This window comes from Ruegeria sp. H6 (assembly GCF_056532975.1).
Window position 1 is genome coordinate 1 of the sequence record NZ_JBQFOA010000014.1, and the last position, 16,861, is coordinate 16,861.

The window sequence follows — 16,861 nt, forward strand, 5'->3', positions numbered from 1 at the left end:
AGACGTGTGCCCTAGCGACCAGGGCAGGGGGGCCAGCCCGGCGCTGGCTTTGCCTGCCCCGGCCTGGCCCAACGGGAGGATACCTTCCGACAGGAAAGTTAACGACGGGCGGGAGCACATCTTTGCCGGTCAGACGTCCAGCGAGCGGGCGATAAGCTCTTTCATCACTTCGTTGGTGCCGCCGTAAATCATCTGAACGCGCGAATCCGCATAGAGCCGTGCGATCGGGTATTCCATCATGAACCCATAGCCGCCAAACAATTGCAGACACTCGTGCACGATTTCGTTCTGAACTTCCGAGCCCCAATACTTGACCATCGAAGCCGTTGCCGCATCCAGTTTCCCATCCGCCAGTTTTGCAATGCAATCGTTGACGAAGCTGCGCAGAACCTCGGCTTTGGTTTTGCATTCGGCCAGTTTGAACCGCGTGTTCTGAAAATCCATGACGCGCTGGCCAAAGGCCTTGCGCTCCTGCGTGTAGTTCACGGTCTCGGCGATGGCAAAATCGATGCAGCCCAGCGCCATGATGCCGATGGTCAGACGCTCCCACGGAAGTTGTTTCATCAATTGATAAAACCCCTGCCCCTCCTCGGGGCCCAGCAGGTTCGTCATCGGCACTTTGACATCTTCAAAGAACAGCTCGGCCGTATCGTTGCCCTTCATCCCCAGCTTCTTCAGGTTGCGCCCGCGCCGAAACCCCTCTGCCCCCTCCGTCTCAACCGCGATCAGCGAGACGCCTTTGGCCCCCTGCGAGGCATCGGTTTTGGCGGCCACGATGATCAGATCCGCAGATTGACCGTTGGTGATGAATATCTTTGATCCGTTCAGCTTGTAGGAATTGCCGTCCTTTTGCGCCGAAGTGCGCACCGCCTGCACGTCTGACCCGGTGCCGGGTTCGGTCATGGCCAACGCACCGATCATTTCTCCGCTGGCAAGCTTGGGCAACCATTTGTGCTTCTGATCTTCGCTGCCATAGGCCGTGATGTAGTGGGTGACGATGGACTGAATGCCATAGCCCCAGCCCGCATCCGCGCGCGCCGCCTGCTCGTACAGGGTGATGGCATCAAAGCCCATGTCACCCCCAACGCCGCCATATTCTTCGTCGATGGACCCGGCCATCAGGCCCGTCTGACCGGCCTTGAGCCAGAATTCCCGATCCACCACGCCGTTGTCGATCCACCGGTCCACGTTGGGAACCAGCTCATCATCCAGAAATCGTCCGGCCATGTCTGCAAACATCTTGTGTTCATCAGTGACCCAAGCGGCGGAACCGGAAAAAAGAGACATCGCGACCTCATTCAGTAAGACTGAGGCGATGCTATCTGCGCGCTTGATTCCTTCCAATCCGTGTGACGCAGCGTTTCGGGGCCTCACACGCAGTTTTTGGCCTTGGCCGGGTATCGGACACGTTGTGTTGAGCTTGCTCAGATCACTCTGGCCGAATGGCACAGGCGCGGGTCATAAAGACTGGCCGATTGCCCAAGGCCTTTGCGAAAGGACAGATCATGCCACGCGCCTTTTCCCAACTGATGTTCACCCCGGATGTTCTGGCCCATCAACGACGCTTGGGGTCCGAAGAAACATACAGGCCGTTCCTTGAAAGTGGGGACCAACAGGGGCACGAGATCGGTTCAGCTGAAAAGGCGTTTATCGAGGCGCGCGATGGCTTATACCAGTCGACGGTTTCGGCAACCGGCTGGCCTTATGTGCAATATCGCGGTGGACCTGTCGGGTTCTTGAAAGTGATCGATCCCAAAACCATCGGGTATGCGGATTATTCCGGGAACCGGCAGTATATTTCGCGCGGCAATCTGGACGGAAACGATCGCGTTGCCTTGATTTTGATGGATTATGCCAATCAAAGACGCCTGAAGGTTCTGGGCCGCGTGTCCTTCACCGAAGGGCCGGAGGCCGCCGCCCAATTGCGCGCGGACACCGATGCGACACCTGCGGAACGTGCAGCAATCATTACGGTCGAGGCATTGGACTGGAATTGCCCGCAACATATCACCCCACGCTTCACCGAGGCGGAATTGCGCCCGCATCTGAACAAGCTGGGGAAGGATCTGGCCCTGCTTCAGGCCGAAAACACGCGTCTGAAAGCTGAAATTGACGCGTTGAAAGACAATTCCGGCTAGAAAACGCCCGATCAGCCCTTGACCTTCCTGTAACTGGAAGCCCCATGTGAAGCGTGAACACTTATTCAGGCGACTCGGATGGCGGCGCGCAATCACATTCAGTTCAAGATCAGCGGACTTAGCTGCGCCTCCTGCGTCAGCAGGGCGGAAACAGCCATGCGCCAAGTACATGACGCGTCCGAAATCTCGGTGAACTTTGCGACCGAAACGGCCCGGTTGGACTATGGCGGCGCGTTCAGGGAAATCGTCGATGCGCTTGATGCAGCCGGGTATCCAGCAGTGCTGACCACGACGAACCTGGAGGTCGCAAACATGAGCTGCGCCTCGTGCGTGGCGAAGATTGAGCGCGCCTTGACCTCATCCCCGGGCGTGACGCAGGCAAGCGTCAACCTTGCCACCAAAATTGCAACGATCACTTATGCCGAAGGCAGCACCACCCCGTCAGAATTGGCCGGGCGTTTGACTGAACTGGGATATCCGGCACACCCCGCAGACGCACCGAGCGCCATGCAAGAGAGTGCAGACAATGCGGAATATACAGCACTTGCAAGACGCACATCGATGGCAGCCGCGCTGGCTCTGCCGGTCTTTGTTCTTGAGATGGGCGGCCACATTGTGCCCGCCTTTCATCACTGGCTGCACGCCACCATTGGGCTGCAAACCAGCTACCTGATCCAGTTTGCGCTGGCTACCGCGCTGCTGCTCGGGCCCGGGCGGGTGTTTTATGCCAAAGGCGTGCCGTCCCTGTTGCGCGGCGCACCTGATATGAACGCCTTGGTGGCGCTGGGAACCGGGGCGGCCTATCTGTTTTCCGTCGTCGCAACCTTTGCACCGCGCTGGCTGCCGCAGGGCACCGCGAATGTCTATTTTGAGGCCGCAGCCGTCATCGTCGTTCTGATCCTTCTGGGCCGCCTGATGGAAGCGCGCGCGAAAGGTCGAACCGGGGCGGCCATTCGCAAACTTGTGGGCCTGCAGCCCAGCACGGCACGTGTTTGGCGGGACGGTATCTGGCAGGAACGCCCGCTGACCGAGATCACCGCCGGTGACAAGCTGCACATTCGTCCGGGTGAGCGTATCCCGGTGGATGCCATGGTTCAGGACGGCATTACCTATGTCGATGAAAGCATGATCACCGGAGAGCCGATCCCTGTGGCCAAAACCAAAGGCGACCCGGTCATCGGTGGGACGGTAAACGGGACCGGCGCGCTCTACGCCACGGCTACACATGTCGGATCAGACACCGTGCTGGCGCAGGTGATCCGAATGGTCGAACAAGCACAAGGCGCCAAACTGCCGATCCAGAGCCTTGTCGATCAGATCACGCATCGCTTTGTGCCAGCGGTCATCGCGGTTGCTGTGGTGACTGTGCTGGCATGGCTGGTGTTCGGACCAGCCCCCGCCCTTCCGCTTGCTTTGGTTGCGGGCGTTTCGGTTCTGATCATCGCCTGCCCCTGCGCGATGGGGCTGGCAACGCCGACCTCAATCATGGTGGGCACGGGCCGCGCCGCAGAGCTGGGCGTTCTGTTCCGCAAAGGGGACGCCTTGCAACAGTTGCAGCAGGCGCGCGTCATTGCCTTGGACAAGACTGGGACCCTGACGCTTGGCCGCCCCGAGCTGTCGGATGTGATTCTGGCCGAGGGGTTTGACCGATCCACCGTCCTGCGCCTTGCAGCCGCCGTCGAAGCGCATTCGGAACATCCCATCGCACATGCGGTCTTGCGCGCCGCACCTTCTGCCCTGCCGGATGTGGCCGAATTCCAATCCGTCACCGGTCAAGGCGTTTGTGCGCGGGTCGAAGGGCAATTGGTTCGCGTCGGCTCGGACCGTTTTTTGACCGGCGAGGGCATCGACATCTCGGCCTTGTTGCCCAAAGCACGTGCGCAAGCGGATCGCGGCGCCACTCCGCTTTATGTGGCGATTGATGATCAGGCCGCCGCTGCCCTGACGGTCTCGGACCCCATCAAACCAGGTACGCGCGCGGCCCTGCAACAGCTGCGCGCCAATGGGTTGCGCCTTGCAATGGTGACGGGTGACAACGCCCGCACTGCACAAGCGCTGGCTGACACGCTGGGGATTGATCACGTCGCCGCCGAGCTTTTGCCCGATGGCAAACTGGCCGCAATCACGGCCTTGCAGCAGGAATACGGCACGCTCGCTTTTGTCGGCGATGGCATCAACGACGCGCCAGCGCTTGCGGCGGCGGATATCGGCATCGCCATCGGCACGGGCACGGACGTGGCCATCGAATCCGCTGATGTTGTTCTGATGTCCGGCGACTTGTGCGGCGTCGTAAACGCGCTGGAAATCAGCCGCCAGACCCTGCGCAACATTCGCCAGAACCTGGGCTGGGCCTTTGGCTATAACACCTTGCTGATCCCAGTTGCAGCCGGGGTGTTCTATCCCTTTGGCGGCCCTCTTCTTTCGCCTATTCTGGCGGCGGGCGCGATGGCCTTGTCCAGCGTCTTTGTCGTCTCGAACGCCCTGCGTCTGCGCCGTGTGCGGGCCAGCCTGTCGGAGGCAACCAAGAACACGCCCCAGCAGGAGGCACTTGCATGAATATCGGCGATGTATCCGATCGAACCGGCCTGCCCGCCAAGACCATCCGGTATTATGAGCAGATCAACCTGATCAAACCGCAACGCGACGCCAACGGCTATCGCAGGTTCCGAGATCAGGACATTCACAAGCTGAATTTTCTGGGCCGCGCGCGTGCCCTTGGGTTCACGATCGAAGACTGCCGCACCTTGCTGGCGCTTTATGAGGACGAAACCCGCGCGAGCGCCGATGTCAAACGCGTTGCGCGTCAGCATCTGGCCCAGATCGAGACCAAGATTACCGATCTCAACGCGATGCGCGACACGCTTGGTCACCTGATTGAAGCCTGCGCTGGTGACGACCGACCGGACTGTCCGATCCTGAAGGATTTGGGCGGTAAATCCTAAGCCGGGGTTGCCCTTTGCCCTAAGCTTTGCTTTGTCAGGCCCGATCATTCCGGCCAGCCACGACATCTGGGGTGAATTCGGACAGCAGAGAGGATTTCCAAATGGCAAAAATCGCATTTCTTGGGCTCGGGGTCATGGGGTATCCGATGGCCGGACATCTGCAAGCGGCAGGTCACGAGGTCACGGTGTACAACCGGACGTTCTCCAAAGCCGAAGCCTGGGTCGCACAACATGGTGGCGCCGCAGCGGCCACCCCGCGCGAGGCAGCCCAGGGTGCTGCCTTTGTGATGGCCTGCGTCGGCAATGACGATGATCTGCGCATGGTCTGCACCGGAGAGGATGGCGCGTTTCATGGCATGTCCGATGGCGCGATCTTTGTAGATCACACCACCGTATCCGCAAAGGTCACCACCGAGCTGTATGGCGCCGCCAACTCGCAAGGTATCTCTTTTGTGGATGCGCCGATTTCGGGGGGGCAGGCCGGGGCCGAGAACGGTGTCCTTTCGATCATGTGTGGCGGCGATCAAGCAGCCTTTGATGCGGCAGAGCCCGTCATGCAGAACTATTCCAAGATCTGCCGCCGGATCGGCGAAAGCGGCGCAGGTCAGATGACCAAGATGTGCAATCAGATTGCCATTGCCGGACTGGTTCAGGGCCTCAGCGAAGCGCTTCATTTTGCCGAAAAGGCCGGGCTGGACGGGCGTTCGGTGGTTGAGGTGATCAGCCAGGGGGCCGCTGGCAGCTGGCAGATGGCCAATCGTTATGAAACCATGCTGGATGATCATTTCGAGCACGGGTTTGCCGTCGACTGGATGCGCAAGGATCTGGGTATCTGTCTGGATACGGCCAACGACACCGGCGCCTCTCTGCCGGTGACTGCGCTGGTGGACCAGTTTTATAAGGACGTTCAGAAACTGGGCGGCGGGCGCTGGGATACGTCCTCGCTGATCAAACGTCTGCGCGCATTGGATTAAAGCGCCATGACAACCCTGGCGGATTTCTGGACAGGCGCGCTTCGCACCCGATGGGGGCTGGACGCGAAATTGACGCGGTTGGACGGCGAGTATGACCTGAACTTTCTGGTGCAAGCCAGGAATGGGCAGGATTATGTCCTGAAGGTCATGCGCGCAGGGTGCGAAACCGCGCTTGTCGATCTGCAGATCAAGGCTCTGGATCATATCGCCTCGGCCGCGCCCGGGCTGCCATTTCCCAAGGTCATCCCCGCCCTTGATGGCGCGTTGTTGCCGGAGATAGCGGATGAAAGTGGCGCGCAGCGACTGGCATGGCTGCTGGAATGCCTTCCTGGCCGCAGCTATGCCAAGGCCGCGCCCAAAACCGAAGACCTGATCATGAAACTGGGCCGCGTACTGGGCGCGACGGATCGCGCGCTGGAAGGGTTCAATCATGACAACCTGCACCGACCCGGTTTCAAATGGGATCTGACGCAGGCGGCCTGGATCAAGGACAACTTGAACGCGGTAGTCGACCCTTCCCGGCGAGAAAACCTGTTGGGTATCACGAACGACTTTGGTGCGATCACCGACAAGCTGGCCGCCCTGCCCCGTCAGGCCATCCACAACGATGCCAATGATTACAACATTCTGGTTGAAGGCGAGCTGAGCGAACGACGCAGTATCTCGGGGCTGATCGACCTGGGCGACATGTGTTCAGCCCCGCGCGCTTGCGAGTTGGCCATCGCCGGGGCTTATGTGGTTCTGGACCACCCAAAACCGGAACACGCGCTATCGGCGCTGGTGCGCGGATATCATGCCGCCAATCGCCTGCGCGCCGAGGAAGTCGATCTGATCTGGCCGCTGCTGCGGATGCGGCTGGCGGTGTCGGTGGTGAATTCGACGCTCATGGCCGCCGACAATCCGGACGATCCCTATGTGACCATCAGCCAGGCCCCGGCCTGGCGGTTTCTTGAAAATGCGTCGATCAATGGCGGCCTGATGCCCGCGCGGCTACGTGCGGCTTGCGGACTGCCCGTGACCGACGGTGCCGCACGCATTCACCGCTATCTGGACGAACATCGGGGTCATTTCGCGCAGATGTTCGGGCAGGACCTGAGCGATGCACCCATGGGCTCGCTCTCGGTCGAAAACGCGACCTGGCCGCAAAACCCGTTCCACATGCCACTGGATGAGGCCGCGCGTGTCGGTGAAGAATTCGGCAAAGGTCTGTGGCTGGGCTATTACAACGAACCACGGCTGATCTATGCCGAACCCGGGTTCCGCAAGGGGCCCTGGAAGGCCTCGGACCGGCGCACGGTGCATCTGGCGGTCGATGTCTTTGCGCCTGCAGGCACGGTCCTTCACGCCCCGATGAGCGGACGCGTCGAAGCGGTGGAAAACCGTGACCATCATCTCGACTATGGCGGCGTCGTGATCTTGCATCACGAGACGCCCGAGGGTGATCCCTTTTATACTCTTTATGGCCATCTGGACCCCGAGGTCTGCGACCGGCTGAAGCCCGGTGACCCGGTGGCGCAGGGGGCCGCATTTGTCCGGCTGGGCGATGCGTCACAAAACGGCGGCTGGTCCCCGCATGTTCATTTCCAATTGGCGATGACGACCCAGGGAATGCAGGCTGATTGGCCCGGTGTCGCCGACCCGGACGAGATGGAGCTGTGGCACGCCGTTTGTCCAAACCCGGCAGCCCTGTTGAACCTGCCCGACGAAAAGGTTTGCTATCAGCCAACCGATAAATTCGAAATCCTCCAAGGGCGGCAGGCGCATTTTGGCGGCAATCTAAGCCTGACCTACGACGATCCCGTCATGTTGGTTCGGGGGTGGAAACATCACCTGTTTGACGAATCGGGGCGGCCTTATCTGGACGCCTATAACAATGTCCCGCATGTAGGCCACGCCCATCCCCGCATTCAGGCCGTGGCCGCAGATCAATTGAAGCGGATGAACTCAAACACCCGCTACCTCCATCCTGCGCAAACCGCCTTTGCCGAGAAGGTGCTGTCAAAGCTGCCGGATCAGCTTGAGGTCTGTTTCTTTGTCAATTCCGGCACCGAGGCCAATGAACTGGCCCTTAGGCTGGCGCGCGCGCATACCGGCGCGAAGGGCATCGTCACGCCTGATCATGGCTATCACGGCAATACCAACGCCGCCGTTGCGATATCGGCCTACAAGTTCAACAAACCCGGCGGTGTGGGCCAGGCGGACTGGGTGGAGTTGGTCGAGGTCGCCGATGATTATCGCGGCAGTTTCCGCCGTGACGATCCAGAACGCGCCGGGAAATTCGCCGATCTTGTTGATCCTGCAATTGCGGCACTTGATGCACGAGGGCAGGGTCTGGCGGGCTTCATTGCCGAGACATTCCCTTCGGTTGGTGGACAGATCATTCCACCCAAGGGCTATTTGTCAGCGGTCTATGAAAAGATCCGTGCCGCTGGCGGCGTCTGCATTGCCGACGAAGTGCAGACCGGCCTGGGCCGGCTGGGCGCGCATTATTTCGGGTTCGAACATCAAGATGCGCTGCCCGATATCGTGGTGTTGGGCAAACCCATCGGCAACGGCCATCCGTTGGGCGTTGTCGTCACGACCAAGACCATCGCTGACAGCTTTGACAACGGGATCGAGTTCTTCTCGACCTTTGGCGGCTCGACCCTGTCTTGTCGGATTGGCAAAGAGGTTCTGGACATCGTTGATGATGAAGGCCTGCAGGAAAACGCCCGCATCATGGGGGACCGGTTGATGCAGGGTCTGCAACGCCTGCAAAGCGATTTCCACCACGTAGGCGACGTGCGCGGCATGGGGCTGTTTCTGGGGGTCGAGCTGATCAATCCTGACGGCTCGGAAGGGACAGAGATTTGCAGCTATGTCAAAAACAGGATGCGCGATCACCGGATTCTGATCGGCAGCGAAGGCCCCAAGGACAATATCCTCAAGATCCGGCCACCCCTGACGATTGAGGCCGAAGATGTCGACATGATCCTATGGGCGCTGCGTGATGTGCTGGCCGAAATCGGAGATTATGTCCCCGCCCCATCCTGCGGGCATGACCATCATCACGCCGGGTGCGGCTGCTGTTAAACCACCGCAAAAACAAAACCCCGGCGTAATTGCCGGGGTTTCGCCTGACCGATCAGTGGAACACAGCTGGGGGAGCATGGTGTCCGGTCGTCGGCATTGGGGGTCTTGTGGTCATGCGGCGCAGGGCCAGACCAAGCTCTTCTGACAAAGCGGCCAAAGCCGGGGCAAAATCTGGCCGCACCATCAGCGAGGCCATCATCATCGCATCTTCCCGCGCCCCTTCGGCTGCTGCGCCGACCATCTGGGCAAAGCAGTTTTCATCCGCGCCCAGACAACGACATTTCAAACCGTGCCGGATCAATGGTCTGCGACCGTGATCCACGCACAGCGCGCACAGCCGATCCAGTGTCAGCATTGCGGCTTGCCCGTGATCCGCGCCCAAGGCAAAGTCGAAATCACTGGCCGCATCTGCCCGGCCGCCTGCGCCCTCACCCCAAAGGCGAAAATACAGCACGGCTCCGGCTTCGACCGGTGACAGATCATCCAGTCGACCAACTGTGGCGCCGCCACGCGACATGGGTGCGCTCATTTCGTCAGGATCAGTTTTCCGGCGCGGGTGATGCGCAATGTGTATAGCTGCTCACCCAGTTCGATATGGGCCAGGTTTCCGCCATTCGTCAGCTCTTCTGCCTTATGGGACGGGAGCATCGAAACAGCGTAGCTTTGGGTGGGGGTCGGGTTTTGCGCGTTCATCGGGTATCTCCAGAGCGTGTCAGGCAATGTGCCGTTTCTGTTGAGCAATTCTTTGGACTGGCTCACCCCGACAGGGCTGGCTTTCTGATATTGATCCTTAATCTGATTATTTTAGTCAGAATTGTCAAGCGCAGTTTTTCCTCCAAAAAATACAGTCAGCGTTGCAGGTGCAATCGCTCTCACGTAGGGGTTCGAAACGGGTAGAAAAAGGCGAGCTTGCATATGACCGCGGTGGTAGTTTTTGATCTGGACGGGACGCTTATCGACAGCATTGCCGACATTGCATCGGCGGCCAACCGGATGCTGGCGGACGAGGGGCAAGACCCTCTGCCCCTGCCGACCGTTCTGCAATTCGTCGGGAATGGCCTACCCAAACTTGTGGAACGGGTTATTGACCATCGCGGCCTTGATCCCGCACGCCACGCCGAGTTGACGCAAAAGACACTTGGCATCTACGAAAGCGCCGCCAGCGCAAACACAACCGCCTTTCCCGGCGTTCCCGAGGCATTGACCGCGCTGCGCGAAATGGGATGCGTGATGGGGATATGCACCAACAAACCCGAAGGACCGGCCAGAAAAATCCTGAAAGACCTGGATCTGCTGCACTTTTTTGATTCGGTCATCGGAGGGGACACTCTGCCAACGCGCAAGCCGGATCCGGAACATCTGTTGGCCAGCTTTGACGATCTGCCACAGGTCGGGCCCCGTATCTTTGTCGGGGACAGCGAAGTGGACGCCGAAACCGCCCAGCGCGCCGAGATACCGTTTCTATTGTTTTCAGAAGGTTACAGCAAGACGCCCGTCGCCGATCTGCCGCACACAGCGCTTTATGACAACAGCTTGCTGCTACCCGATCTGGTGCGTCAAATTCAGAATATGTAGGGCCCAAAAAGTAAGAAGGGCCGGCCAAGGGGGTTTGAGCCAGCCCCTCTTCGGGGGAATTGGTGAAAGTGGTTGGGCCGTTTCAGCCCTGAGATTAATAAAAACTTAACCCAACCGTGCTTACGGCGTAATTGGGGGATTCCCGTAGTCCGCAATTTTATGCTCGCCCGAACGGCGGATTCTTGCCTGCCGTCGGGTCATTTTCGGCTTGAATCAGCTGTTTGGACGCAGCACGCGCGATCATCAGCTCTTCGTTTGTCGGAATAACAAGGACCCGCACCCTCGACTGCCTGGTCGAGATATGCTTGGCCCCTTGTGTGTTGGCTTGTTCATCCATCGCGACACCCAACCACTCCAACCCCAGACAAATCTGCCTACGGACCAAAGCCGAGTTCTCGCCGATGCCGCCGGTGAAAACCAAAGCATCGATCCCTTCAAGCACCGCCACCAGCGAAGCGATTTCGCGTCGGGCCCTGGAAGTAAAATAGTCGATCGCCTTGCGCGCATCCTCGGTGCCCGCCTGTTCAAGAACCCGCATGTCGTTGGACAAACCCGACAGCCCCAGCAAGCCGGATTCCTTATACAGCAAATCCGATATCTCGGCCGAATTCATGCCCCTCTGCTCCATCAGGTAAAGGATGACCCCCGGATCGATCTGTCCGCATCGCGTGCCCATGGCCAGGCCATCCAACGCAGAAAAGCCCATCGTCGTACCGACGGACTGTCCGGCATCAATGGCGCACAAGGATGCCCCATTGCCCAGATGGGCAACGACAACGCGCCCCTCGTGCAGGTCCGGGTATTTGTCCGCCAAGTGGCGCGAAATGTAATCGTAGCTCAACCCATGAAACCCATAGCGGCGCACCCCGGCCCGGTAATATTCGGTCGGCAACGCATAACTGTCGTTCACCCAGGCGTGGTGGCGATGAAAAGCGGTGTCAAAACACGCCACCTGCAGTGCCTTGGGAAACCGGCGCATGGCCACCTGCGCGCCCGCCAGACTGTAAGGCTGATGAAGCGGCGCGAAGGGCATCAGACTTTCCAGCATACGCAAACTGTCGAGTGTCAGGGGGATAGGTTGATCGTTGTCGGGGCCGCCATGCACGATCCGATGCCCGACGGCGGCAATCCGGGCGTCGGGGAACCGTTGTTCCAATGCCATCAAGGCCGTGTCCAATGCAGTCACATGATCCCGGATCGTGCTTGTCGTCTCATTCACAAGCTCAACCCCATCGGGCGTCGAAGCCGTAATTTGCGCAGTCTCTGTTCCGATCCGATCCACCAATCCCGTGCAGATGGCCAACGGATCGCCATCCCCCGCTTGGAACAGGCCGAATTTCAACGACGAGGACCCGACGTTCAAAGTAACGACATGCCGCATCACCGTCTCACCACCATCTGAGCGGCTTGCGTCGGGTGGTGCGAATTCTTGCCCTTCTGCATCGTTGTCCCCGGTCGGCTAGGAAACCTGCGTGGTGCAGGCATTCGTTTGAGGGTCGGTTTCTACCGTGACTATTCCAATACCTCCAACCGGTTCCAGTATTGTTTTGCACGCCACAGCACTCAGGGTCCTGGACCACGGTTATGCGGGCCAAAGACTACACATCGCAAACGGAGGCACGGGATGACGCGGTGCCCGTTACCCGGGCACCATATCATTCGGGTTTATGTCGGATGGCCGAATAGGATCAGACGTGGAGCGCGTCGCCTTTTCAGGCCTCGGCCATGATCTGCGCATAGATGTCAGGGTCCGTGACGCCTTCGGACCCGATCAGAAGAACGCGTGACTGCGCATCCAAACCCAAGGTTTTGCGCATCTCAGGCGACGCGCAGGCTTCGATCAGGGCCGCCAGACCTGCAACCCCGCTTTCGCCCGCTTCGATAACCGGGTCGGTCCCGTGTGGCCGCGCGAGACGGCGCACGGTTGGCGGGATCAGGCTGTCGGGAATGATGAGAAAATCCGCTGCCTCGTTGGACAGAATCTCCCACGCCATCGGCGAAGGCACCCCGCAGGAAAGGCCCGCCATGATCGTCTCATCGGCGATCTCAACCGAAGTGGCATGACCGCTCTTGGCGCTTTCGTACAAGCAGGCCGCCAGATCGGGCTCAACCACGCAGACGCGCGGGGCCTCTGCACCATAGATCTGGCGCAGACAGGCCGCGACCGAGGCCGCCATGCCACCAACACCGCCTTGCAGAATCACATGGGTCGGGGGCTGATCCAGTTCTTCGGCGACTTCATGCACCAACGTGCCATAGCCCGCCATCACGTTGCGCGGTGGTTCGGAATAGCCCGGCCAGGATGTGTCTGACACAACAAACCAGCCGTTTTCTTCGGCCTCAACACGACAGAGCTCTACCGAATCGTCATAGTCACCGTCTATTCGGATCACCTCGGCCCCGAAATCGCGCATGATCTGGGCCCGGCCCTCGCTGACCTCGGCATGGATATATATGCGGCAGGGTGCGCCAAACATCTGAGCCCCCCAGGCCAGCGAGCGGCCATGGTTCCCGTCCGTCGCCGAAACCAACGTGATCTGAGCAACCTCATCGTGGTATTTGCCACCTCGAATATCAGCCAAGGGCACGTCATGACCGCGGCGTTTGGCAATCTCGCTCTGCAGCACACGCAGACCGGCATACGCCCCACCCAGCGCCTTGAAACTGCCCAGCCCGAAACGCGGCCCTTCGTGTTTATAGAGCACTTCGCCCAACGACAGCTCGGATGCCATCGTGCTGAGGTGGCATAGGGGCGTCGGTGCATAGCCCTGCCAGTTGCTGATTTCGTCAATGGCCTGAGCGTACTGCGCACGCGACAGAACCGTTTGGCCCGCCGCTGCGGCTGGGTCGGGATTGCCGGGACAATGCTGGATGAGGTCACTCATGTCTTTTACCTTTGCTGGGTCTGGGGCAGACGTTGACGAACCAGCTCTGCCCAGAGGTTTGCACCGATGGGCAAAAGCGCATCGTTGAAGTCATAATCTGCGGAATGCAGTGGTCGCCCGTTCGCGCCTTCTGTTCCGTTGCCGATCAGGAAGAAACAGCCCGGCACCTCAGAGGCGAAATTGGCAAAATCCTCGGAAAAGGTCATGGGCTGCCGCGCCCCGTCCGTTTTCAATCCATTCGCCTGCGCGGCTGAGATGAGCGCCGTACTGGCATCGGCGTCGTTGATTGCTTCGATAAACTCGGTCCGATAGTCGACCGCGATCTCGACATCATGCGCCGCCGCAATGCCGGCTGCGATCTGTCGCATGAGCCGTTCGATGTTTTGACGGTCCTCGGGGCTTGCGGCCCGTGCATCCCCTTTGAGCACGGTATGCCCCGGCAGAACATTACGTTGCCCGTCGGTTTGAAATTCGGTGACCGAGACAACCGCCCCGGAAGAGGCGGGCAGTTTTCGCGCCACCAATGTTTGCAGCGCCAAAACCAATTCAGCCCCGGGCACCAGGGTCTCACGCCCGACATGGGGCATCGAGGCGTGACCGCCCTGCCCGCGGATATCGATCTGAAACAGGCTTTCGCTGGAACATATCAGCCCGGGTCTGGTCGAAACACGGCCAACAGGTTCGCCCGGCAGATTATGGGCGCCATAGACCTCATCAATGGGAAATTGCCGCAGGACGCCTTCGTCGATCATGGCACGCGCGCCCAGCCCATGCTCTTCATTGGGCTGAAACAGGAAAACAACCGTGCCGTCAAAGCCGGGATCTTTCGCCAGCAATTCCGCCGCACCCAACAACATGGCGGTGTGCCCGTCATGGCCGCAAGCGTGCATCACACCCGGATTTTGCGAAACATGGTCAAATGTATTTTGCTCGGCAATCGGCAGCGCATCAAAATCGGCCCGCAATCCGATCGCCCGATTGCCCGATCCTGCGCGCAACACACCGACCACACCGACCCCCGCATGGGTTTCGATACCGAGCCCCTGCAGATGGTCGGCAATGCGCGCTTTGGTCCGGTCCTCGCGAAACCCCAGTTCCGGATGCATATGAAAGTCGTGGCGCAAAGCCGTCAGCTTTGATGCGAACGTCAATTTTTTCTCCGCCCCTGAATTCGGTCATGCCGTGATAACCCGTCTGCTTGCAGGTTTATTACGCCATCAGCGAAATGTGTGCTTAAATTTATCGAAGTTTGTGCAATAATTTTTCACATGACACCGCTTGATGAATATGATCGCGCCATTTTACGCCTCCTGCAAAAGGACAACCGTCTGCCGCAACAAAAGATCGGCGAGGCGGTCAACCTGTCGGCCCCTTCTGTTCAAAGACGTATCCGCCGGATGGAGAAAGAGGGCGTTATCGCCGCCAACGTCGCCATGGTTTCACCCGCAGCAGTTGATCTGCAACTCACGATTTTTGTCGAGATCGAACTGGTCAGCGAACAACCGCATGAGATTGACGCGGTAAAGCGCATGATGTTGGACGCACCCGAAGTTCAGCAGTGCTTTTATGTGACCGGCGAGGTCGATTTTGTTCTGATCGTCGTGGTCGAAAACATGGCCATGTACGAAAGCTTCACGCGGCGCATGTTCTTTGAGAACAACAACATCCGAAAATTCCGCACCCTGGTTTCGATGGATGCCATCAAAACGGGCAGTGCCATCAAGATCTAACCTCAGCCCTTGGACACACCACGGGAGTACCCACAATGGCCCGGTGGCAGAAGATTGGATCGGCTAACAGGCGCAGATCATCCAAGTTCGGTATCGCTGACGTGACCTTGGCGGTTACCTCTGCGGAACGGTGAACACTGTATAGCCGCCTGTTTCAGCGACCTGGATGGCGCCATACATATCAACCAGCGACTGCGCCGCGCTGCTGCCCGTGGGGCAAGAAACCAAATCCGCCGCGTCATCCAGAAAGTTTCCGGTGAATGCCGTCTCTCCGGTCAATTGGCACCAGTCATCGTCCGAACGGTATCCGCGGACCAAAAACAGATCGTCATTTGTCGGTGCCGGTGCCGCTCCGGTATCTGAGCCCGCGCTCGGAGGCGCCTCGTCACATGCGGCCAGCGCTGCGATTATGCCAAAAACTATCCGTTTCTTCATTTTCACGCCCTCACAGTTGATTAAGTTACTGGCATCAGCATAGCACATTCGGTTTTGACCCCCGTCGCCCTATTCACGCGGTGGTTCGGATAGACAGAGCCGCCCGAACCCGTTAGGACGCAGACGTTTGCCAGAAAAATGGAGCACCCAATGTCCGATGACCGCCTGATCGTAGCCCTCGATGTCCCCAACGCCTTGCAGGGCCTCGCCATGGCAGACCGTCTGGGGGACAGTGTGTCGTTCTACAAAATCGGATTGGGCATGCTGACGGGCGGCGGTCTCGCCCTGGCCAACGAGTTGAAACAGGATCACGGCAAACGCATCTTTCTGGACATGAAGCTGTTCGACATCGGCAACACAGTGGAAAATGCCGTGCGCGGGCTGGCACAGTTTGATTTGGACTTTCTGACGGTGCATGGCGACCCGCATGTTGTGCGCGCGGCCAAGGAAGGCGCTGCAGGCAAAGACATGAAAATACTCGCGGTGACGATCCTGACCTCGCTGAACCGCGACGACCTGGATGCCAGCCTGCTGAAAGCCGGGGATGTGCAGGACCTGGTGGTCGAACGCGCTGCACGCGCGCTTGAGGCCGGGGCAGACGGTGTCATCGCCAGCCCGCAAGAGGCCGCGCTGATCCGCGCCCTGCCTCAGGCGCAGGGGCGTCTGATCGTCACCCCGGGGGTGCGCCCGACCGGGGCAGCATTGGGGGATCAAAAACGCGTCGCGACCCCTTCAAGTGCGATCGGGGACGGGGCGGATCATATCGTCGTCGGGCGCCCGATTTATCAGGCGGACAATCCGAAAGCCGCTGCAGAAGCCGTTCTTGATGAGTTAAAAAATTTGACACGGCACTAAATCTGCGCGCCGGAATCGAAGGATTTGATGCAGAAACGCGGCTCAAGCAGTTGACCTAACGTCAATTTTTGCCGCTCGTGCGCCAAATCGCCCCTGTGCCCGAAAACACACAGGGCAAATGCAAGTTATCCCCATTGCCGGCAGGTCCTAGGCGGAACGCTCAAATTGAGCGATTCTGAGGGTGAAATACTCCCCAACGAACCGTTTCTTCCTGCGGTTCGTTACTTCCCCCCGCCTGATTGCGGGGGGTCTTCT

15 protein-coding genes are annotated in these 16,861 nt (G+C 59.3%); 8 read left to right on the forward strand and 7 right to left on the reverse strand.

Annotated features, from left to right (window positions below; all coding sequences use genetic code 11):
• Window positions 1–129: 129 nt before the first annotated feature.
• Window positions 130–1,287, reverse strand: a complete 1,158-nt coding sequence (locus ACR0AG_RS18595) for an acyl-CoA dehydrogenase family protein (protein WP_480841701.1) — start codon at window positions 1,285–1,287, stop codon at window positions 130–132.
• 218 nt (window positions 1,288–1,505) lie between these two features.
• On the opposite strand from ACR0AG_RS18595, the gene ACR0AG_RS18600 reads away from it, so the two are divergent.
• From ACR0AG_RS18600 to ACR0AG_RS18620, 5 genes are all read left to right on the forward strand, one after another.
• Window positions 1,506–2,138 (forward strand): pyridoxamine 5'-phosphate oxidase family protein, encoded by a 633-nt coding sequence (locus tag ACR0AG_RS18600; protein ID WP_480841703.1) that lies wholly within the window; start codon window positions 1,506–1,508, stop codon window positions 2,136–2,138.
• Window positions 2,139–2,216: 78 nt separating this feature from the next.
• Window positions 2,217–4,694 carry a heavy metal translocating P-type ATPase gene (locus ACR0AG_RS18605; protein WP_480841705.1) on the forward strand — a complete coding sequence of 826 codons (2,478 nt, stop codon included), beginning with the start codon at window positions 2,217–2,219 and terminating at the stop codon, window positions 4,692–4,694.
• The gene (cueR, locus tag ACR0AG_RS18610) at window positions 4,691–5,080 is read left to right on the forward strand and encodes a Cu(I)-responsive transcriptional regulator (protein ID WP_480841707.1); all 390 of its coding nucleotides are present in this window, start codon (window positions 4,691–4,693) and stop codon (window positions 5,078–5,080) included. The genes ACR0AG_RS18605 and cueR overlap by 4 nt, the downstream gene beginning before the upstream one ends.
• A gap of 101 nt (window positions 5,081–5,181) precedes the next feature.
• Window positions 5,182–6,054 (forward strand): NAD(P)-dependent oxidoreductase, encoded by an 873-nt coding sequence (locus tag ACR0AG_RS18615; RefSeq protein WP_480841710.1) that lies wholly within the window; start codon window positions 5,182–5,184, stop codon window positions 6,052–6,054.
• 6 nt (window positions 6,055–6,060) lie between these two features.
• Window positions 6,061–9,126, forward strand: a complete 3,066-nt coding sequence (locus tag ACR0AG_RS18620; protein WP_480841712.1) for an aminotransferase class III-fold pyridoxal phosphate-dependent enzyme — start codon at window positions 6,061–6,063, stop codon at window positions 9,124–9,126.
• A gap of 52 nt (window positions 9,127–9,178) precedes the next feature.
• On the opposite strand, the gene ACR0AG_RS18625 is transcribed toward ACR0AG_RS18620, so the two are convergent.
• Window positions 9,179–9,643, reverse strand: a complete 465-nt coding sequence (locus tag ACR0AG_RS18625) for a hypothetical protein (RefSeq protein WP_480841714.1) — start codon at window positions 9,641–9,643, stop codon at window positions 9,179–9,181.
• An 8-nt stretch (window positions 9,644–9,651) separates the two neighbouring features.
• On the reverse strand, window positions 9,652–9,819 hold the full coding sequence (gene hemP, locus ACR0AG_RS18630; protein ID WP_480841716.1) for a hemin uptake protein HemP: 168 nt from the start codon (window positions 9,817–9,819) through the stop codon (window positions 9,652–9,654).
• Between the two features lie 222 nt (window positions 9,820–10,041).
• Between hemP and gph the strand changes: the two genes are divergently transcribed.
• Window positions 10,042–10,701, forward strand: coding sequence for a phosphoglycolate phosphatase (gene gph / locus ACR0AG_RS18635; protein WP_480841718.1), 660 nt, complete (start codon window positions 10,042–10,044; stop codon window positions 10,699–10,701).
• A 157-nt stretch (window positions 10,702–10,858) separates the two neighbouring features.
• Here gph and ACR0AG_RS18640 read toward each other — a convergent pair whose 3' ends face one another.
• The 3 genes from ACR0AG_RS18640 to ACR0AG_RS18650 form a co-directional block, all read right to left on the reverse strand.
• The gene (locus ACR0AG_RS18640; RefSeq protein WP_480841720.1) at window positions 10,859–12,082 is read right to left on the reverse strand and encodes an acetate/propionate family kinase; all 1,224 of its coding nucleotides are present in this window, start codon (window positions 12,080–12,082) and stop codon (window positions 10,859–10,861) included.
• Between the two features lie 331 nt (window positions 12,083–12,413).
• Window positions 12,414–13,586, reverse strand: a complete 1,173-nt coding sequence (locus ACR0AG_RS18645; protein ID WP_480841722.1) for a diaminopropionate ammonia-lyase — start codon at window positions 13,584–13,586, stop codon at window positions 12,414–12,416.
• Between the two features lie 5 nt (window positions 13,587–13,591).
• Window positions 13,592–14,737, reverse strand: a complete 1,146-nt coding sequence (locus ACR0AG_RS18650) for an amidohydrolase (RefSeq protein WP_480841724.1) — start codon at window positions 14,735–14,737, stop codon at window positions 13,592–13,594.
• A 117-nt stretch (window positions 14,738–14,854) separates the two neighbouring features.
• Here ACR0AG_RS18650 and ACR0AG_RS18655 point away from each other — a divergent pair, with 117 nt between their 5' ends.
• Window positions 14,855–15,316 (forward strand): Lrp/AsnC family transcriptional regulator, encoded by a 462-nt coding sequence (locus ACR0AG_RS18655; protein ID WP_480841726.1) that lies wholly within the window; start codon window positions 14,855–14,857, stop codon window positions 15,314–15,316.
• Window positions 15,317–15,430: 114 nt separating this feature from the next.
• Here the strand turns inward: ACR0AG_RS18655 and ACR0AG_RS18660 are convergent, their stop codons facing one another.
• Entirely contained in the window at window positions 15,431–15,751 is a 321-nt protein-coding gene (locus ACR0AG_RS18660; protein WP_480841728.1) for a hypothetical protein, read from the reverse strand.
• A 150-nt stretch (window positions 15,752–15,901) separates the two neighbouring features.
• Between ACR0AG_RS18660 and pyrF the strand changes: the two genes are divergently transcribed.
• Entirely contained in the window at window positions 15,902–16,606 is a 705-nt protein-coding gene (gene pyrF / locus ACR0AG_RS18665; RefSeq protein ID WP_480841730.1) for an orotidine-5'-phosphate decarboxylase, read from the forward strand.
• The last annotated feature ends 255 nt before the right edge of the window (window positions 16,607–16,861 follow it).